Source organism: Ruegeria sp. BHSB172 (genome assembly GCF_059613165.1).
On the sequence record NZ_JBXWRZ010000003.1, the window covers coordinates 16,568 to 35,731 of the forward strand.

18 protein-coding genes are annotated in these 19,164 nt (G+C 63.5%); 12 read left to right on the top strand and 6 right to left on the bottom strand.

Annotated features, from left to right (window positions below):
- The first annotated feature begins 70 nt into the window (after positions 1 to 70).
- Positions 71 to 1,465, top strand: a complete 1,395-nt coding sequence (mgtE, locus tag AC2FM3_RS02165) for a magnesium transporter (RefSeq protein WP_496678702.1) — start codon at positions 71 to 73, stop codon at positions 1,463 to 1,465.
- Positions 1,462 to 2,025, top strand: coding sequence for a 5-formyltetrahydrofolate cyclo-ligase (locus tag AC2FM3_RS02170; RefSeq protein WP_496678704.1), 564 nt, complete (start codon positions 1,462 to 1,464; stop codon positions 2,023 to 2,025). The genes mgtE and AC2FM3_RS02170 overlap by 4 nt, the downstream gene beginning before the upstream one ends.
- Here AC2FM3_RS02170 and AC2FM3_RS02175 read toward each other — a convergent pair.
- A complete protein-coding gene (locus AC2FM3_RS02175; RefSeq protein WP_496678705.1) occupies positions 2,022 to 2,246 on the bottom strand; it encodes a putative hemolysin in 225 nt (74 codons plus the stop codon). The genes AC2FM3_RS02170 and AC2FM3_RS02175 overlap by 4 nt on opposite strands.
- A gap of 130 nt (positions 2,247 to 2,376) precedes the next feature.
- On the opposite strand from AC2FM3_RS02175, the gene AC2FM3_RS02180 reads away from it, so the two are divergent.
- The 3 genes from AC2FM3_RS02180 to AC2FM3_RS02190 all read left to right on the top strand — a co-directional run bounded on the left by AC2FM3_RS02180 (position 2,377) and on the right by AC2FM3_RS02190 (position 5,895).
- Positions 2,377 to 3,189, top strand: a complete 813-nt coding sequence (locus tag AC2FM3_RS02180) for a TIGR00282 family metallophosphoesterase (RefSeq protein WP_496678706.1) — start codon at positions 2,377 to 2,379, stop codon at positions 3,187 to 3,189.
- A 90-nt stretch (positions 3,190 to 3,279) separates the two neighbouring features.
- Positions 3,280 to 5,058, top strand: coding sequence for an SLC13 family permease (locus AC2FM3_RS02185; protein WP_496678708.1), 1,779 nt, complete (start codon positions 3,280 to 3,282; stop codon positions 5,056 to 5,058).
- A 99-nt stretch (positions 5,059 to 5,157) separates the two neighbouring features.
- The gene (locus AC2FM3_RS02190) at positions 5,158 to 5,895 is read left to right on the top strand and encodes a YbaY family lipoprotein (protein WP_496678709.1); all 738 of its coding nucleotides are present in this window, start codon (positions 5,158 to 5,160) and stop codon (positions 5,893 to 5,895) included.
- Positions 5,896 to 5,908: 13 nt separating this feature from the next.
- Here the strand turns inward: AC2FM3_RS02190 and AC2FM3_RS02195 are convergent, their stop codons facing one another.
- The 4 genes from AC2FM3_RS02195 to AC2FM3_RS02210 form a co-directional block, all read right to left on the bottom strand.
- On the bottom strand, positions 5,909 to 7,570 hold the full coding sequence (locus AC2FM3_RS02195; RefSeq protein WP_496678710.1) for an FAD-binding dehydrogenase: 1,662 nt from the start codon (positions 7,568 to 7,570) through the stop codon (positions 5,909 to 5,911).
- An 11-nt stretch (positions 7,571 to 7,581) separates the two neighbouring features.
- Positions 7,582 to 8,439 carry a bile acid:sodium symporter family protein gene (locus AC2FM3_RS02200; RefSeq protein WP_496678712.1) on the bottom strand — a complete coding sequence of 286 codons (858 nt, stop codon included), beginning with the start codon at positions 8,437 to 8,439 and terminating at the stop codon, positions 7,582 to 7,584.
- Positions 8,440 to 8,511: 72 nt separating this feature from the next.
- Positions 8,512 to 9,246, bottom strand: a complete 735-nt coding sequence (locus AC2FM3_RS02205; protein ID WP_496678714.1) for a glutamine amidotransferase — start codon at positions 9,244 to 9,246, stop codon at positions 8,512 to 8,514.
- Between the two features lie 40 nt (positions 9,247 to 9,286).
- Positions 9,287 to 11,059, bottom strand: a complete 1,773-nt coding sequence (locus tag AC2FM3_RS02210) for an SLC13 family permease (RefSeq protein WP_496678716.1) — start codon at positions 11,057 to 11,059, stop codon at positions 9,287 to 9,289.
- A gap of 110 nt (positions 11,060 to 11,169) precedes the next feature.
- Here AC2FM3_RS02210 and AC2FM3_RS02215 point away from each other — a divergent pair, with 110 nt between their 5' ends.
- Positions 11,170 to 11,910, top strand: coding sequence for a YebC/PmpR family DNA-binding transcriptional regulator (locus tag AC2FM3_RS02215; RefSeq protein WP_496678717.1), 741 nt, complete (start codon positions 11,170 to 11,172; stop codon positions 11,908 to 11,910).
- A gap of 48 nt (positions 11,911 to 11,958) precedes the next feature.
- Here AC2FM3_RS02215 and AC2FM3_RS02220 read toward each other — a convergent pair whose 3' ends face one another.
- Positions 11,959 to 12,837 carry a LysR family transcriptional regulator ArgP gene (locus tag AC2FM3_RS02220; protein ID WP_496678719.1) on the bottom strand — a complete coding sequence of 293 codons (879 nt, stop codon included), beginning with the start codon at positions 12,835 to 12,837 and terminating at the stop codon, positions 11,959 to 11,961.
- A gap of 85 nt (positions 12,838 to 12,922) precedes the next feature.
- Here AC2FM3_RS02220 and AC2FM3_RS02225 point away from each other — a divergent pair, with 85 nt between their 5' ends.
- The 6 genes from AC2FM3_RS02225 to AC2FM3_RS02250 all read left to right on the top strand — a co-directional run bounded on the left by AC2FM3_RS02225 (position 12,923) and on the right by AC2FM3_RS02250 (position 19,077).
- Positions 12,923 to 13,522: a LysE/ArgO family amino acid transporter gene (locus tag AC2FM3_RS02225; RefSeq protein WP_496678721.1), complete on the top strand. Its 600-nt coding sequence runs from the start codon at positions 12,923 to 12,925 to the stop codon at positions 13,520 to 13,522.
- A gap of 40 nt (positions 13,523 to 13,562) precedes the next feature.
- Positions 13,563 to 14,471: a DMT family transporter gene (locus AC2FM3_RS02230; protein WP_496678723.1), complete on the top strand. Its 909-nt coding sequence runs from the start codon at positions 13,563 to 13,565 to the stop codon at positions 14,469 to 14,471.
- An 84-nt stretch (positions 14,472 to 14,555) separates the two neighbouring features.
- A complete protein-coding gene (gene betI / locus AC2FM3_RS02235; protein ID WP_496678724.1) occupies positions 14,556 to 15,128 on the top strand; it encodes a choline-binding transcriptional repressor BetI in 573 nt (190 codons plus the stop codon).
- Positions 15,125 to 16,633 (top strand): choline-sulfatase, encoded by a 1,509-nt coding sequence (gene betC / locus AC2FM3_RS02240; protein ID WP_496678725.1) that lies wholly within the window; start codon positions 15,125 to 15,127, stop codon positions 16,631 to 16,633. Before betI ends, betC begins: the two co-directional genes overlap by 4 nt.
- An 86-nt stretch (positions 16,634 to 16,719) precedes the next feature.
- Positions 16,720 to 18,378 carry a choline dehydrogenase gene (betA, locus tag AC2FM3_RS02245; RefSeq protein WP_496678726.1) on the top strand — a complete coding sequence of 553 codons (1,659 nt, stop codon included), beginning with the start codon at positions 16,720 to 16,722 and terminating at the stop codon, positions 18,376 to 18,378.
- Between the two features lie 54 nt (positions 18,379 to 18,432).
- On the top strand, positions 18,433 to 19,077 hold the full coding sequence (locus AC2FM3_RS02250) for a thermonuclease family protein (protein ID WP_496678728.1): 645 nt from the start codon (positions 18,433 to 18,435) through the stop codon (positions 19,075 to 19,077).
- Positions 19,078 to 19,164: the final 87 nt, after the last annotated feature.

Sequence of the window (19,164 nt, forward strand, 5' to 3'; positions counted from 1 at the left end):
TGCGCCATTGTCATTGTTTTCCTGTAGCTGCTTCTTTTATTAGGGGCCAATCCAACGGACGGGGCAGCGCATGACCACAGGCAATGACGAAATCGTGATCGACCAGCCCCGCGACGAAGATGCCTACGCGCTGGATCGCAACACCGTGGCGGCAATCCTGCAGGCTGTCGAGGACGGAGACCGCGATCGGCTGGTCGAGCTGATGGAGCCGCTGCACGCAGCCGACATCGCCGACCTTCTGGAACAGATCAGCCCCCATGACCGCTCGCAGCTTCTGCATCTGTATGACCGCGAGTTCGACGGCGATATACTGTCCGAGCTGGACGAATCCGTGCGTGAAGAGGTCATCGCCGAATTGCGGCCCGACGTGCTGGCCGAGGCCGTCCGTGAGCTGGAAAGCGACGATGTGGTCGATCTGCTGGAAGACCTCGAACAATCGCAGCAAGAGGCCGTTCTGGAGGCGCTCGAACACTCGGAACGGATTGCGGCGCAAAAGGCGTTGTCCTACCCCGAACACTCGGCCGGCCGCCTCATGCAGCGCGAAGTGGTCATGGTGCCCGAACACTGGACTGTGGGGCAGACCATCGACTTCATGCGCGCGCACGAGGATCTGCCGGACCAGTTCTATCATGTCGTGCTGGTCGATCCGCGGCTCAAGCCGGTGGGGCAGGTCACGCTGGGCCGGTTGATGGCGGCGCGGCGCGATACGCCGCTGCGCGACATCGCCGAGGAAGAATTCCACACCATCCCGCTAACCCAGGACGAAGAAGATGTCGCCTATGCCTTCAAGCAGTACCACCTGATCTCGGCGCCGGTGGTCGATGATGACGGGCGGCTGGTCGGGGTCATCACCATCGACGACGCGATGGAGGTTCTGGACGACGAGCACGAGGAAGACATGCTGCGCATGGCCGGCGTGGACGAGGACTCGAGCCTGTCTGACACCATTCTCGAGACGGCGCGCGGGCGGGCGACCTGGCTGTTCATCAACCTCCTGACCGCGATCTTTGCGTCGCTGGTGATCAACATGTTCGCGGAAACCATCGACCAGATGGTCGCGCTGGCGGTACTGATGCCGATCGTGGCGTCAATGGGCGGCAATGCCGGAACCCAGACGATGACGGTGACCGTAAGGGCCATCGCCACCCGCGACCTGACAGCGAATAACGCCCTTCGTGTTTTGTTCCGCGAGATTTCGGTGGGCGCGTTAAACGGCCTGTTTTTCGGATTGCTGATGGCAGTCGTTGCGAGCTTTTGGTTTGGTATCCCGATGCTGGCGGCGGTCATCGGTCTGGCGATGGTGCTGACGCTGGTGGCGGCGGCGCTGGGCGGCATTGTGATCCCGCTGGCGCTGGACCGTCTGAACATCGACCCGGCCTTGGCTTCGGGGCCGTTCGTCACCACGGTGACCGATGTGGTCGGGTTCTTCGTGTTTTTGGGTCTTGCCGCGCAGGTGCTGCTGTGACCGGGTTGGCCGAGATCAAGGCCGCGGCGCGCAAGGCCGCCTTTGCCCGGCGCAAGGCCGCATTCGATACTCGTCCGCCGGGCACGGCCGGCCGCCTGTCCGAGGTGCTGGCGGGGTATCGCGGCGTGCCCCTGTCAGGCTACATGCCGATCCGCACCGAGATCGACCCGCTGCCCGCCATGGCCGAGGCCGCGGCCTATGGGCCGGTCGGCGTTCCGGTTATCCAGGGGGCCGGGCAGCCGTTGCAATTTTCGCGCTGGACACCGGACGGTCCGCTGAAGGACGGCCCGTTCGGTGCGAAGGTGCCCGAGGTCGATGACTATTTCGATCCCGAGATCGTGATCGTACCCCTAGTGGCCTTCGATGCCCGTGGCGGGCGGCTGGGTTATGGCGGCGGGTTCTATGACCGGACGCTTCAGCGGTTGCGTGCCCGGCGCGCGACCTTGGCGATCGGTTTCGCCTTTGACGCGCAAGAGGCCGACAATCTTCCGTTGGAACCCACCGATCAGCCCCTGGACATGGTCGTCACCGAGAGCCGGGTTCTGAGTTTTCGAACCTAGTTCTCGAAATGGGCGCGCAGATAGTCCCAGGCATCGACTTCGGTTCCGTCCGCCAGCACGCAGACACCGTATTCCGAGCCGTCGGCGTTCTTTCGGATGTGATAGTCGCCGCCGTTTTCTATGCAGAAGGTGGCCGCCGGATTGGCCATCGTGGTTTTGGTCTGCGCCTGGGCGAAGGTTGCAACAAGAACCATGGTTGCCGTCACAATAAGTTTTTTCAATGATACCTCCCGAGGTTGCAAATCAATGAGGGCACGTTTGCACGTTTCTGAAATATTGCAAGCTGGTGATGGTCGGGCTTTTACACGGTTCCGCCTTGTTATTGCCGTCTGCTGCGCCTAGGACCGCGATATGAGAATTCTGTTTTTGGGCGACGTCATGGGGCGCGCTGGTCGAACAGCCATCAAGACCCATCTTCCACGCCTGCGCGAGGAATGGCGGTTGGATTTCGTCGTGGTCAATGGCGAGAACGCCTCGAACGGCATGGGCCTGACCGGCGACCATGCCAAGCTGTTGCTGGACTCTGGCGCCGATTGCGTCACGCTGGGCGATCATGCCTTCGACCAGAAGGACATGCTGCAATTCATCGAAAGCGAACCGCGCGTCGTGCGGCCGGTGAACTTTGCCAAGGGCGCGCCGGGGCGGGGCCACCGCCTGTTCACCGCACCCGGCGGCCGCAAGGTCCTGGTGGTTCAGGTGCTGGGGCAGGTCTTCATGAAACGGCCTTTCGACGATCCGTTTTCGGCCATTGAACCGATCCTCAAATCGCACCCGCGCGGCGGGCAGGCGCAGGCCGTCATCGTCGACATGCATTGCGAGGCGACCTCGGAAAAGATGGCCATGGGGCATTACTGCGACAAATGCGCCAGCCTTGTGGTGGGCACCCATACGCATGTGCCCACGGCCGACGCGCAGATCCTGCCGGGCGGTACCGCCTATCTGACCGATGCAGGCATGTGCGGCGACTATGACTCGGTGATCGGCATGGACAAGCAGGAACCGATGCGGCGGTTCATCACAGGCATGCCCAAGGCCCGGTTCACCCCCGCCAATGGCGAGGCCACGCTGAGCGGCGTTTTCGTGGAAACCGATGACCGGGACGGCCAGGCGAAATCGGTCTGCATGGTGCGTGTGGGCGGGCGGCTGCAACAGGCCGGGCCGTGATCGCATGGCGGGCTTGCCCTGTCCGCTGCAATGCTGGAAACTGTGGCTCAGGCACGGTGGCCGGTTAAGGGTTCGGACAGAAGACCACGAATGAATCTCCTTACTTTGTCAGAAACAGGCAGCGCGATTCTGGCGCTGCTGGTCGTCGCGGGCATGTTCATCATGTTCCTGCGCGAGGTCTACCCGGCCGAGGTCGTCGCCATCGGCGGCGTTTCGGTGATGCTGGTCGCCGGGATCCTGCCGTATCAGAATGCGCTGGCCGTACTTTCCAACCCTGCGCCGTGGACTATTGCGGCCATGTTCATCATCATGGGCGCGCTGGTGCGCACAGGGGCTTTGGACGCTTTTACAGTGACCGCGCAGAAACAGGCCCAGGTCAACCCTCGCATCGCGATTGGATTGCTGATGACATTCGTGGTGCTGGCCTCGGCCGTGGTGTCGAACACGCCGGTCGTGGTGGTGATGATCCCGGTCTTCGTCCAGATTGCGCGCACGCTGAACGTGGCTCCGTCCAAGCTGCTGATCCCGCTCAGCTATGCGGCAATTTTGGGCGGCACGCTGACCCTGATCGGCACCTCGACCAACCTGCTGGTCGATGGTGTCGCGCGGGCGCAGGGTCTGCAGCCCTTCACGATCTTCGAGGTCACGCCCCTGGGCATCATCCTGGTGATCTACGGTATGGTCTACCTGCGGTTCATCGCGCCCCGGCTGCTGCCGGACCGCGACAGCATGGCCAGCCTTCTCAGCGACCGGTCCAAGATGAAATTCTTTACCGAGGCGGTCATCCCCCCCGACAGCAACCTGATCGGGCGCGAAGTGACCGGCGTGCAGTTGTTCAAACGCCCCGGCGTGCGGCTGATCGACGTGATCCGCGGCGACGAGTCGCTGCGGCGCAACCTTCAAGGTGTCACCCTGCAGGTCGGCGACCGGGTGGTGTTGCGCACCCAGATGACGGAACTGTTGAGCCTGCAGCGCAACAAGGAGCTCAAGCGCGTCGATCAGGTCTCGGCGGTCGAAACGCGCACCGTCGAGGTTCTGATCACGCCGGGCTGCCGGATGGTGGGGCGCACGCTGGGCGCGCTCCGGCTGCGCCGCCGCTACGGTGTCTATGTGCTGGCGGTGCATCGACGGAACCAGAATATCAGCGGTCAACTGGACGACCTCATCGTCCGGGTGGGTGACACGCTGCTGCTGGAAGGCGCGCCGGCCGATATTCAACGTCTGGCAGCCGACATGGACATGGTTGATGTCACTCAGCCGTCAGCGCGTGCATTCCGGCGTGGACATGCGCCGATTGCGATCGCCGCATTGCTGGGGATCGTGCTGCTGGCGGCGTTTGGGGTCGCGCCCATCCTGTTGCTGTCGATCCTCGCTGTTGCATTGGTTCTGCTGACCGGCTGCATCGACGCGGACGAAGCGTTCTCGTTTGTCGAAGGCCGTCTGCTGGCGCTGATATTCGCCATGCTGGCCATCGGGGCCGCGCTGGACAGTTCGGGCGCGGTTTCGCTGATTGCGAATGCGATTGCCCCGTCCTTTGCCAAACTGCCGCCCTTCCTGATCGTCTGGGCCGTCTACCTGCTGACCTCGGTTCTGACCGAGCTGGTCTCGAACAACGCCGTGGCGGTCGTGGTCACGCCGATTGCCATCGGTCTGGCGCAGGCGGTGGGGGTCGATCCGCGCCCGCTGGTGGTGGCGGTGATGGTCGCGGCGTCGGCCTCGTTCGCCACACCGATCGGGTATCAGACCAACATGATGGTCTATGGCCCTGGCGGGTACCGTTTCACGGACTTCATGAAGGTCGGGATTCCGCTGAACCTGACGGTCGGGCTGCTGGCCTCGTTGATCATCCCGTTTCTCTGGCCGCTTTGAGTTTTGGCGTTATTTCGCCGTTTCTGGACAGCTAGGCTTGCAAACGGCTGCGGCGCCACGATCTTCTAGACAGGAAACCGGCGACGAGGGGATCGAAGAATGAAAATCGCACATACCCTTCTGGCGGGCGCTGCGTTGTGGGCTGTCGTTCTGAGCGCCGCCCAGGCCGGGACCGTCGAGGGAACCGCCACCTACCGCGAACGGATCGCCGTTCCGCCGGGGGCGACCCTGTTCGTCGAGCTGCAGGATGTGTCGCGGGCCGATGCGCCCGCCGTTACTCTTGCCGCGCAACGCTATGCGTTGACGGGCGTGCCTGCGCAGTTCGAGTTGACTTATGACGACGCGTTGATTCAAGACCGACATCGCTATGTGGTGCGGGCCTCGGTGCATCAGGACGGCAAGCTGCTGTTCACCACCGATACCGCTTACCCGGTTCTGACCAATGATGCCGGAAACTCGGTCGATCTGGTCATGGTCAAGGTTTGGGAACGGGGCGCGGCGATGCTTGAGAACACGCAGTGGATCGCAACCGAGGTGAACGGCGTTGCGCTGGACACCGAGAAACGCCCGCAGATTACCTTTGCCGAGGGCGGAGCCTTTGGGGGAACGGGCGGCTGCAACCGGTTCAGCGGACAGGCCGAGATATCGGGCGAGTCGATTTCCTTCCCCGACAACATGGCCGCAACTCTGATGGCCTGCCCGCCGCCGCTGGACGAGGTTGAGCGGGAGTTCCTTGCCGCCCTGCCAAAGGTCGCAAGCTTTGTTCAGCGCGGGGACACGCTGGTTCTGCTTGATGCGACAGGCGAGCCGGTTCTGCAGTTCCGCCGCGACCAATAGTGCCCAAGGGCCGTCAGGCGACGGCCCGCGACCGTCCCGCGTTGCGCCCCGAGAAGATGCAGCCGCCCAGGAACGTGCCCTCCAGCGCGTTGTAGCCGTGATAGCCCCCGCCTCCGAAGCCTGCGACCTCTCCGGCCGCGAACAGGCCCGGCACCACCTGGCCGTCCGCACCGATCATCTGACTGTCCAGATTGGTCTGCAAACCGCCCAGCGTCTTGCGGGTCAGCACATGCAGCTTGACCGCGATCAGCGGGCCGTTTTTCGGATCAAGGAACTTGTGCGGTTTGGCGGTGCGGATCAGCTTGTCACCGCGATAGTTCCGCGCCGCCAGGATCGCCATCATCTGCGCATCTTTCGAGAACGGATTGTCCACCTGTGAATCGCGGGCTTCGATCTGGGCGCGCAGATGTGCCTCGTCGATCAGGCCACCGCCCAGATGGTTCATCCCGTTCACAAGTTCGGTCAGCGTGTTGGCGACCACGAAATCCTCGCCCTTTTCCTTGAACGCTTCAACCGGCGCGGTGGCCTTCGACCCGGACAGGACCCGCTGGCGGATGACCTCCTTCCAACTGCCCGAGGTGAAATCGGGGTTCTGTTCAGACCCGGACAGGGCGAATTCCTTTTTGATGACCTTCTGAGTCAGGACGAACCAGCTGTATTCATAGCCGGTCTTCAGAATTTCGCGCAGAGTGCCCAGCGTATCGAACCCGGGCAGGCAGGGGGGCTGCAGCCGGTTGCCGCGCGCATCGAACCACATGGAACTGGGACCAGGCAGGATGCGGATGCCATGCTCGGGCCAGATCGGGTCCCAATTGCGCACGCCTTCGGTGTAATGCCACATGCGGTCGCCGTTGATGACGTGCCCGCCGGCCTTTTCGCTGATGGCGATCATTCGACCGTCTACGTGGAAAGGCACACCCGCCACCATGTCCTGGGGCGGTTCGCCCAGACGGTCGCGGGGCCAATTCTGGCGAACCATCTCGAAATTGCCGCCGATCCCGCCGGAGGTGACGATGACCGACGGGGCGTAGACTTCAAACTCGCCAATCTCGTCGCGATTGGTCCTGGCGCCGCGCTGCGCCGTATCGTCGGCCAGAACCTCGCCCGAGACGCCCTTGGCCTCGCCGTTCTGCATGATGATGTGGCTGACCTGATGACGGAACTTCAACTGGACCAGGCCGGCACTGACATGGTCGCGGACCCGGCGGATGAAATGCTCCAGCACGCCCGGACCGGTGCCCCAGGTGATGTGGAACCGCGGGACCGAGTTGCCGTGACCGTCGGCATAGGACCCGCCACGTTCCGCCCAGCCGACCACGGGAAACCAGCGCAGGCCCATCTCGTGCAGCCAGGGGCGCATCTCGCCGGCGGCGAATTCGACATAAGCCTCGGCCCATTTGCGGGGCCAGGCGTCCTCGTCCCGGTCGAACTGGGCGCTGCCCATCCAGTCGCGCAGGGCCAGGTCGCGGCTGTCGCGGATTCCCATGCGGCGCTGCTCGGGGGTGTCGACCATGAACAGACCGCCCAGGCTCCAGAAAGCCTGACCGCCCAGGAAATGCTTGGGTTCCTGGTCCAGCACGATCACCTTTTTGCCGCGGTCACCCAGTTCGGCCGCCGCGGCCAGCCCGGCCAACCCGCCGCCCACCACGATCGCATCAGCAGTGTTTTCGGTCATGCTCTGTCCTTTCAGCGGTGGCGGTACCAGGCGATGAACGGGATCGCGACGGCGTACATGGTGATCCCATAGACGGCCGAGGGCAGGGCCAGCGGGCTGAAGCCGCTTTCGGTTCCGGTGATCAGAGCCGCCAGCGTGATGCCCAGGGTCGAGTTCTGGATGCCGGTTTCGATCGAGATGGTCTTGGCCTCATTCCACGACAGTTTCGCCGCCCGCGCCAGCCCCAATCCGATCAGCAGCAGCGCGAGGTTCAGCGAGATCAACCCGGCGCCCATGATGCCCAGATTGTCGACGAAAAGCTGCCAGTTTCCAGCCAGCGCAGCAATCACGATCAGCACGAACAGGATGGTGGCCAGTTTCGAAAGGGGGCCGTCGATCCGGTTGGCAAAACCGGTTGCAAAATGGCGCAGGCCAACGCCGATGGCGACGGGCAGTGTAGTGATCAGGAACATCGCCAGCGCCAGACCGCTGATCGACACTTCGGGTGCGTCCTCGCCCATGAAGTGGTCGATCGACCAGGCCGCCAGCACCGGCACCGTGACGATCGACAACAGGCTGATCACCGCCGTCAGGCTGACCGACAGCGCCACATCGGCCTTCGCCAGTTTCGACAGGATGTTGCTGGTGACACCGCCCGGGCAAAAGCTGAGCAGCATGAACCCGACCGCAATTGCCGGCGGCAGCGCGAACATCTTGACCGTGACGAAGGCCGCGACCGGCAGCAGAACGATCTGGCAGACCGCGCCGATCGCAAACGGATAGCGCCGGTTGATCACGCGCCGGAAATCTGCCGCCTCAAGCCCGATGCCCAGAGACAGCATGATGATGGCCAGCGAAACCGGCAGGCCCACGTTGATAAGAAGATCCAAAACAACCCCTCCCAAAGTCGTTTCGGACCAACCTAAGCGTGCGGTCCCCGGTCAGGCAACCGCGCCGTTGGGTCACCCGTAGCGCTGGGCGAAACGGCGCAGGATTTCGCCGGGCTGCGTGACCTCGGCGGCATGGCAGCGGTCGATCAGCAGTTGGGCGTCCTCGGGGCGGAAATAGCCGTGGTCCTTGTAGATGTGGATGCGCTGTTCAAAGTCCTTGGCGTCGGCTTCGGGGTGAAACTGTGTGGCATAGACATTCTGGCCCCAGCGGATCATCTGGAACGGGCAGGGATCCGACGCAACCAGATGCACGCAGCCCTCGGGCAGGGCCTGCACCGCCTCTTTGTGGCCGACGAAGGCATCAAAGTCGGACTCTAGACCGGCGGTCAGCGGGTCGCGGGCGCCATCCTCGGTCAAGTGGCAGCGCGACGGGCCGACCGGCTCGCCATAACGGTCCTTGCTGACCGGTGCGCCCAGATGCGCGGCCAGAATGCCCAGGCCATAGCAACAGCCCATGAACGGATGATCGCGCGCCGTGATCTGCGGCATCAGTCCCATGATCGCGCCCTCGATCCGGGCATCCATTTGCGATTTGCTGGCCGGGTCGTCGCTGACGCAGCCCGGTCCGCCCCCCACGATCACACCAGCATAGTCGGTGACGTCCAGCGCCTCGGGCAGGGCCTCGCAATCCAGACGGATGCGGTGGGTGCGCTCGGGCGTCAGACCGGACCGGTTCAGGATCGAAGCATATTCGGCGTCCGAGGCATCGGTTTCGGGGCGCAGCTGCAGGATCAGAAAGCATTTCATGCGCTGCCCTTAGCGCGCGGACCGGCGGTCACGCAAGCCCTCACAGCGGCCAGAACACAAGGATCGCCGGGACCGAAACCGCCACGATCAGAATTTCCAGGGGCAGCCCCATGCGCCAATAGTCGCCAAAATGATAGCCGCCGGGCCCCAGGACCAGAGTGTTGTTTTTGTGTCCGATCGGTGTGAGGAATGCCGCCGAGGCGGCCACCGCCACCGTCATCAGGAAGGGATCGGGCGAAACCTCGAGCGTGCGCGCCATCTGGATGCCCACCGGCGCGGCCACGATGGCGGTTGCGGTGTTGTTCAGCACGTCCGACAGCGTCATGGTCACGACCATCAAAACCGTCAGAATAGCCCAAGCCGGCAGGCCGTCGGTCAGTTGAACCAGCGCATTCGCGATCAGTTCCGTCCCGCCCGAGCTTTCCAACGCGCTGCCCAGCGGGATCATCGAGCCCAGCAGAACCACGACCGGCCACTCGATCTGATTGTAGATCTCGGAGATCGGGATGATCTTGGTCAGCACATAGGCGATCACCACAAGCCCCAGCGCGATGGGCAGGTAGATCAGCCCGATGCTGGCGGCCAGAACGGCAGCGGCGAACAAGCCGATGGCCAGCCATGCCTTGTCATTGGCGGTCACGTTCAGGCCGCGTTGGGCCAGAGGCAGGCAGCCCAGCCACTCGGTCACGTCCGCGCCTCGGTCGCGCGGGCACAGCAGAAGCAGAATGTCGCCCGGCTGCACCTCGGTCTTGCGGACCTGTTCGGTGATGCGCCGACCCTGGCGGGAAATGCCCATCAGGATCGTGTTCTGCCGCCAGGCCAGCCCCAGCCCCTGTGCGGTACGACCCGCGATGCGGGCGCTTTCGGGTACGACGACTTCGATCACTTCCAACCCGTCGCCGGCAGCCGTTAGCAGCTCTTGCCGGCGGGCATCCGAGAAATCCAGGTTCAGCGCGGCGCGGAATTCATCCAGCGCCTCGGGGCTGGCTTCCAGCACCAGCGCGTCGCCTTCCTGAAGGATCGCGTTTGCCGCGCGGCCATAGCGGCGTTTGCCCTCCCGGATCAGGCCGATGATGGCGACGTCGGATTTCTCGGCCATCTCGTCCAACTCGGCGACGCGCTTGCCGATATGAGGCGACCCGGCCGGGACCGTCAGTTCAGCGATGTACTCCGCCAGCGTCTCCGAACTCTCGGTCTGTTCGCCGCGGTTTGGGATCAACCGCCAGCCGATCAGGGCGACGAAGGCCAGACCTGCGATGGCCGCCAGCCCGCCAACAGGGGCGAAATCAAACATCTGGAACGGCTCGCCCAGGGTCTCCTGCCGGATTGACGCGATGATGATGTTGGGCGGTGTGCCGATCAATGTGGCCATGCCGCCCAGAATGGTGGCAAAGCTCAGCGGCATCAGCGACAGACCAACGGGGCGCCCGGCCTTGCGCGCGGTCTGAATATCGACAGGCATCAACAGCGCAAGCGCCGCCACGTTGTTCATGAAGGCGGACAGAACGGCTCCGATCCCGCCCATCAGAGCGATATGCGCACCCAGGCTCCGCGAGGCATCGACCAGCGTGCGGGTGATCAGGAACACCGCCCCCGACCGCACCAGCCCGGCCGAGACCACAAGCACCAGCGCCACGATGATCGTGGCCGGATGGCCGAAGCCGGCAAAGGCGCCTTCAACCGGTACAACGCCCAGGATCACGCCGACCATCAAGGCGGCGAAGGCCACGAGGTCATAGCGGAACCGGCCCCACAACAGCAGACCGAATACGGTAATGAACAGTGCAAAGAGAATGATCTGATCCGTTGTCATTCGGCCACCATAGCGGCGCCGGACCGACGGGCAAGTGGGTGTCTTGATCCTTTGCCCCGCAAACGTCTATATGTGCGCCGAATACCAAATCACGATTACGAGGACGCAACATGGCAGGCCATTCCAAATGGGCCAACATCCAGCACCGCAAGGGGCGCCAGGACGCCGCGCGGTCCAAGCTGTTTTCCAAGCTGTCGAAAGAGATAACCGTGGCCGCCAAGATGGGCGATCCCGATCCGGAAAAGAACCCGCGTCTGCGTCTGGCCGTGAAAGAAGCGAAATCGCAGTCGATGCCCAAGGACAACATCGAACGCGCGATCAAGAAGGCCACCGGTGGCGATGCCGAGGCCTATGAGGAAATCCGCTATGAGGGCTACGGCCCCAACGGTGTCGCGGTCATCGTCGAAACCATGACCGACAACAAAAACCGAACCGCATCGAACGTGCGCTCGACCTTCGCCAAGAACGGCGGCAACCTGGGCGAGACCGGCTCGGTCGGCTTCATGTTCGAGCGCAAAGGCGAGGTGGTTTATCCGGCGTCCGCGGGCGATGCCGACACCATTTTCGAGGCCGCCATCGAGGCCGGCGCAGAAGATGTCGAAAGCTCGGAAGACGGCCACATCATCTGGTGCGCCGACACCGACCTGAACGAAGTCGCCAATGCACTTGAAGCGACGTTGGGTGAATCGGAATCGACGAAGTTGGTCTGGAAGCCGACCACCACGACCGAGCTGGGGCTGGAGGACATGCAGCGCCTGATGAAGCTGGTCGAGGCGCTGGAAGACGATGATGACGTGCAGCGCGTCACCACCAATTTCGAAGCCTCTGACGAGGTGATGGCGCAGCTCTGACGCCACCGCATCACGTTGCCAGAAAACCCGGCCCTTGGGCCGGGTTTTTCAGTTCAGAACCTGCTTTGCAGCCTGTTGCACGGCGCGGGTCAGCGGGGTCAGCGCCGGTGCCAGAATACGCCCGACCTGCCAGGTCAGCGGCACGTCCAGCGGGGCGTCCGGCTCGATCTCGCACAGGCGGCCGTCGGCAATGGCGGACCGTACCAGAGGTTCCGGGTTCATTCCCCAACCCAGACCGGCGGCAGCCGCCGTAACAAAGCCGCTCGACGAAGGCAGAAAATGGGTCGGTGGCGACAGGCGCTTGCCGGTCCGGGTCTCGATCCATGCCTTTTGCAGCATGTCCTTGTGGTTGAAGGTCAGGCAAGGCGCGCGAGAGAGGCTGTGCGGCGTCACACCGTCTGCGAACCAGCGCGCGATGAAGGCCGGGCTGGCCGTGGGCAGGTACCGGAGCGCTCCCAACGGCGTTGCCGCGCAGCCGGGCACCGTCTGGCCGCCCACCGTGATAGCCGCGCTGACCTCGCCGCGCCGCAGCCATTCGGCCGAGTGGTCCTGGTCGTCGATCTCCAAATCAAACAGCATTCCGTCCACCGCCGCCATGGCCTCGATGAAAAAGGCCGACAGGCTGTCGGCCGGGACGGCGATGCGGACCCGGGCCGGGCCGTGCCCTGCATCTAGGGCCAACTCACGCCGCAGTTGCGCTTCGAGCAGACCGATATCCTCGGCATGTCTGGCCAGTCTTTGCCCGGCCTCGGTGCCCGTGCAAGGAGTTCCGCGTCGGATCAGGGACAGCCCGATCCGATCTTCCAGCGCCTTGATCCGTTGCGAGATCGCCGAAGGGGTGACCCCCAGTTCATCGGCCGCGGCCTCGAAGCTGCCCCGCCGCAGGATGGCCGCAAGCGCCGCCAGGTGATTCCGGTCGATTTCCATTAGAAGTTCTAATTTATAATTAGCATCTTTAATTTGATAAAAGGCCACTCGGGCTGTAGTCAACACCTGCGACACAGGAGGTTCCATGACGGCATCCATGTTTTCGGGCTTTGCGCTGGGCTTCAGCCTGATCCTGGCCATCGGTGCGCAGAACGCGTTCGTGCTGCGCCAGGGGCTGCGGCGCGAACACGTCTTTGCCCTGTGCCTGACCTGTGCCATCTCGGATGCGATCCTGATCGCCGCCGGTGTTGCGGGCTTTGGCAGCCTTGCACAGGCCGCCCCCTGGTTCGAGCCCATGATGCGTTATGGCGGTGCGCTGTTTCTGACGTGGTACGGGCTGCGCAGCTTGGCCTCGGCCTGGCGTGGCGGAGCGGCACTGGAACTGGCCGAGGGACAGCGCACCAGCCTGCGGGCGGCACTGCTGACGGTTTTGGCCTTCACCTGGCTGAACCCGCATGTCTATCTGGATACGGTGGTGCTGATCGGGTCGATCTCGGCACAATATCCCGACCGGCTGGGGTTCGCGGTGGGGGCGATGTCGGCCAGCTTCGTGTTTTTCTTTTCGTTGGGATACGGGGCGCGGGTGCTTTCGCCAATTTTCGTCCGCCCGCGGGCGTGGCAGGTCCTAGACCTGCTGATCGGGTTGGTGATGCTGGCCATCGCGTGGAAACTGGTGGCGATGTAAGGGCTTGTTCCCCAGCGGCTTTCGGTGTTCAACCAAATCCATGACAGCTCTCGCCGCCCAATCCCGGCCCCTGGCCGGCATGTTCTGGATGTTCACTGCCGGCCTGTCCTTTGTCGGGATGACCGCCCTGGTCAAATCGCTGGGCACCACGATGGACCCGATCCAGGCCGCCTTCCTGCGCTATGCGTTGGGTCTCGTGTTCCTGCTGCCGGCCGCGCGGGCCATCCTGACGACCCGACTGAACCGCCGCAACCTGACGCTGTTTTCGGTCCGGGGCGCCATCCATGCGGTGGGCGTGATGCTGTGGTTCTTTGCCATGACCCGCATCCCGCTGGCCGAGGTCACGGCCATGAACTATCTTACCCCGGTCTATGTGACGCTGGGTGCCGCGCTTTTTCTGGGCGAAACCATGGCCTTTCGCCGCATCGCCGCCGTGCTGGTGGCCATCATCGGGGCCACGATCATCCTGCGGCCGGGATTTCGCGAGATTTCCGCAGGCCACCTGGCCATGCTGGGCACCTCGCTGATGCTAGGGGGGTCATACCTGCTGGCCAAGGCGATGGTGCGGGATGTGCGGCCCTCGGTCGTGGTGGCACATCTGTCGATCTGGACGACGATCTTCCTGATCCCTTTTGCGATCGCAGTCTGGACGCCGCCCAGCCTTCGTGACATCGGCGTGCTGTTCCTGATCGCCAGCTTTGCCACGGCCGGGCATTACTTCATGACACTGGCCCTGCAGGCCGCACCCGTCGCCGTAACTCAGCCGGTCACCTTCCTGCAGTTGATCTGGGCCACCCTGCTGGGCGCGCTGGTCTTTCACGAAGGTGTGGATATCTGGGTGGTCGCTGGCGGCACCTTGATCCTGGGGGCGGTCAGTTTCATCACTTGGCGCGAGGCCGTGCTGAACCGCAGCGGCTTGACGCCGCCCAGCCTTGCGCCCAAGCTTTGACGGTGGTCGCCTTCCCGTTATTGATTGACGAGTCAATAAAAAGGTCTTAGCGTTTTTCCGACATGGGTCATGTTGGGGGCGCGTATGCCGAAGCTTGGAATGGAGCCGATCCGGCGCGATGCTATCGTCAGGGCGACGATCGCCGAGTTGGGCGCGAAGAAATCGCTGGATGTGACCGTCAGCCAGATTGCCAAGCGGGCCGGCATGTCCAGTGCGTTGGCGCATCACTATTTCGGCGGAAAAGACCAGATATTCCTGGCCGCCATGCGCCGCATCCTGGGCGATTTCGGCGCCGAGGCCCGGTCGGAGCTGAAATCCGCCCCGCCGGACCAGCGCGCCCAAGCCATCATCCGCGCCTGTTTTGCGCCGTCCTGCTTTACCCCCGACGTGATCGCCGCGTGGATGACTTTTTACGTCCTAGCTCAAACCAACGATGACGCGCTGCGCCTGTGGCAGATCTATCAGGCACGGATCCGGTCGAACCTGATCCATGCTTTGCGCCCGTTGATGAGGGACCCGGTCGAGGCGGCCGAGAACATGATCGCCCTGATCGACGGTCTGTACATCCGCGCCGCTCTTTCCGCGCCCGAGGAACCGCAACTGGCCGTTTCCCACGCCATGCGCGTCCTGACGACCTTGCTCGAGGCCGAAAAATGACACAACCCAACATTCTGATCCTGATGGTGGATCAGCTCAACGGAACCCTCTTTCCCGACGGTCCCGCCGAGTGGCTGCACGCGCCCAACCTCAAAAAACTGGCCGCGCGATCAACGCGGTTTGCCAACGCTTACACGGCCTCGCCGCTGTGCGCGCCGGGGCGGGCCAGCTTCATGTCCGGCCAGTTGCCTTCGCGCACGGGGGTCTATGACAACGCGGCCGAGTTCCGCAGCGACATCCCCACCTATGCCCATCACCTGCGCCGCGCGGGCTATTACACCTGCCTGTCGGGCAAGATGCATTTTGTTGGGCCCGACCAGTTGCACGGGTTCGAGAACCGCCTGACCACCGACATCTATCCGGCCGATTTCGGCTGGACCCCGGATTACCGCAAACCGGGCGAACGCATCGACTGGTGGTATCACAACATGGGCTCGGTCACCGGGGCCGGCGTGGCCGAGATCACCAACCAGATGGAGTATGACGACGAGGTCGCATTTCACGCCAAGGCCAAGCTGTATGATTTGGCCCGTGGCAAGGATGACCGTCCGTGGTGCGTGACCGTCAGCTTCACGCATCCGCATGACCCCTATGTTGCGCGGCGAAAGTACTGGGACCTGTACGAGGATTGCGAGCACCTGCTGCCGCAGATCCCGGATCTGGGCTACGACAACCAAGACCCGCACGCCAAGCGCATATTCGACGCCAATGACTGGCGCAGTTTCGACATCACCGAAGAAGACATCCGCCGCTCGCGCCGGGCCTATTTCGCCAATATCTCGTACCTGGACGACAAGATCGGCGAGATCCTCGATGTGCTGGAAACCACCCGGCAAGAGGCGATCATCCTCTTCGTCTCCGACCACGGCGACATGCTGGGCGAGCGGGGCCTGTGGTTCAAGATGAACTTCTACGAAGGCTCGGCCCGGGTGCCGCTGATGATCTCGGCGCCGGGCATGCCGGCCGGCCGCATCAACACCCCGGTTTCGACCGTCGATGTGACCCCGACGCTGGGCGCGCTGGCGGGTGTGGACATGGCCGAGATCGCCCCGTGGACCGATGGCGAAAGCCTGGTGCCGCTGGCCAATGGCGCCGAGCGGACGGCGCCGGTCCTGATGGAATACGCCGCCGAGGCCTCCTATGCACCCTTGGTGTCGATGCGCTATGGTAAGTGGAAATACAACCGCTGCGCGCTGGACCCCGAACAGCTCTTCGACCTCGAGGCCGACCCGCACGAGTTGGAGAACCTGGCCGAAAAACCGGAACACGCCGGAACGCTGCAGACCTTGCGCGCCAAGTCCGAGGCGCGCTGGGATCTGGACCGGTTCGACGCCGAGGTGCGCGCCAGCCAGGCGCGCCGCTGGGTGGTTTACGAGGCGCTGCGGCAGGGCGGCTATTACCCGTGGGACTACCAGCCGCTGCAGAAAGCGTCGGAACGCTACATGCGCAACCACATGAATCTGGACAACCTCGAGGAAAGCCAGCGCTTTCCGCGCGGCGAATGACCTCTTTCAAGATTTGAAGAAAAACCCACTGGTGGCAACGCACGGGACATCCCGCGCCACCGGTCGGGGCCAATGGAGACACGACCATGGAAGCAGATTTCGTCATCGTCGGCGCCGGATCCGCCGGATGTGCGATGGCCTATCGTCTGAGCGAGGCGGGGGCCTCGGTATTGGTGATCGAGCATGGCGGCACCGATGCCGGGCCGTTCATTCAGATGCCGGCTGCGCTCAGCTATCCGATGAACATGTCGATCTATGACTGGGGCTATCAGTCCGAGCCCGAACCCTACCTGAACAACCGGCGGCTGGCCTGCCCGCGCGGCAAGGTGATCGGAGGGTCGTCCTCGATCAACGGGATGGTCTATGTGCGCGGCCATGCGCGCGACTTTGATACCTGGGCCGATATGGGCGCAGATGGCTGGTCCTTTGCGGATGTTCTGCCTTATTTCAAACGGATGGAGAGCTGGCACGACGGCGGTCACGGCGGTGACCCGAAATGGCGCGGCAGCGACGGCCCGCTGCATGTGTCGCGGGGGCCGCGCAAGAACCCTCTGTTCAAGGCCTTCGTCGAGGCCGGGCGGCAGGCGGGCTACGAGCTGACCGATGACTACAACGGCGAGAAACAGGAAGGTTTCGGCCCGATGGAGCAGACCGTCTGGAAGGGGCGGCGCTGGTCGGCGGCCAATGCCTATCTGAAGCCCGCGCTGAAACGCCCGAACTGCGATATCGTACGGGGCCTCGCCACGCGCGTGGTGATCGAGGATGGCCGCGCAACCGGGGTCGAACTGATCCGTGGTGGCCGCACGCAGATCGTGCGCGCCCGGCGCGAGGTGGTGCTGGCGGCCTCGTCGATCAACTCGCCCAAGCTTCTGATGCTGTCGGGGATCGGACCGGCTGCGCATCTTGCCGAGCACGGCATCGACGTGGTCGCCGACCGGCCCGGCGTGGGCGCGAACCTGCAGGATCACTTGGAACTGTATATCCAGCAGGCCTCGCTGCAGCCGATCACGCTGTACAAGTACTGGAACCTGTTCGGCAAGGGCCTGATCGGGGCGCAATGGCTGTTTACCAAGACCGGCCTTGGCGCGTCGAACCAATTTGAAAGCGCGGCGTTCATCCGCTCGAGGCCAGGGGTCGAGTATCCGGATATCCAGTACCACTTCTTGCCCATCGCGGTACGCTATGACGGCAAGGCCGCAGCCGAGGGTCATGGCTTCCAGGCGCATGTGGGGCCGATGCGCTCACCCTCGCGCGGGGCGGTGACGCTGCGCTCGGCCAAGCCCGAGGACGCGCCGGTGATCCGCTTCAACTACATGAGCACCGAGCAGGACTGGGAGGATTTCCGTACCTGCATCCGCCTGACCCGCGAGATTTTCGGGCAGGACGCGTTCAAGCCTTATGCGGGCAAGGAGATCCAGCCCGGCGCTGACGTGCAGACCGACGAAGAACTGAACGCCTTCATCGCCGAACATGCCGAAAGCGCCTATCACCCCTGCGGCACCTGTCGCATGGGCCGGGCCGACGACCCGAACGCGGTCGTCGACCCGCAGGGCCGCGTCATCGGGGTGGATGGGCTGCGCGTGGCGGACAGCTCGATCTTTCCGCAGATTACCAACGGCAACCTGAACGCGCCGTCGATCATGGTGGGCGAAAAGATGTCGGATCATTTGCTGGGCAAAGACCCGCTGCCCCGGGCCAATGACCGGCCTTGGATCCACCCGAACTGGCAGACCGCGCAGCGTTAACCTTTCGTAGCAGCATGGGTTGAATGTCCGGCGCCGGCCGGGCATATCGTGCCCATGTTAAGAATTTGTTTAGCATTTGTTCTTTTTGCTGCGACTGCGAATGCCGCTGACATGCTGACGGGCCGTATCAAGGTCATTGATGCCGATACGTGGGACGTGGGCGGCTTGCGTGTCCGCCTGCACGGGATCGACGCGCCTGAACTCGACCAGACCTGCGAGGACCTAAGCGGAGCGATCTGGTCTTGCGGCGCTTGGGTCACGCATGTGGTCCGGCAGAATTTCGGCGACATGCAAGCGGTCTGCATGCGGCGCGATACCGACCGCTATGGCCGGGTCGTCGCGTCTTGCACGGTGCAGGGCGCCGATGCCGGCGCAATGTTGGTGCAGGCTGGTCTGGCCTTCGCCTATCGAAAATACTCGGTTGACTACATCGCCGACGAAAACCGTGCCGCCGCCGCGGGGGTCGGCCTGCACGCCGGAACGGTGCAGGCGCCCTGGTTGTACCGCGGGCAAAAGCGCAAGGTCGCCAGCAAGGGCTGCGACATCAAGGGCAACATTTCATCCAAGGGCGTGCGAATCTATCACATGCCCGGACAAAGGCATTATGCGCGCACCAGGATCAGCCTGGCAAAGGGCGAACGCTGGTTCTGCTCACCCGCAGAAGCGCGCGCGGCCGGATGGCGCGCTGCGCGGCAGTGAAAAAGTCTGCCAGACAATCCGCATCTTGATCCGCGTCAAAGATGAATCTGATCAGAGGCTTTAGACGTTGATGGCAATATCAAGACA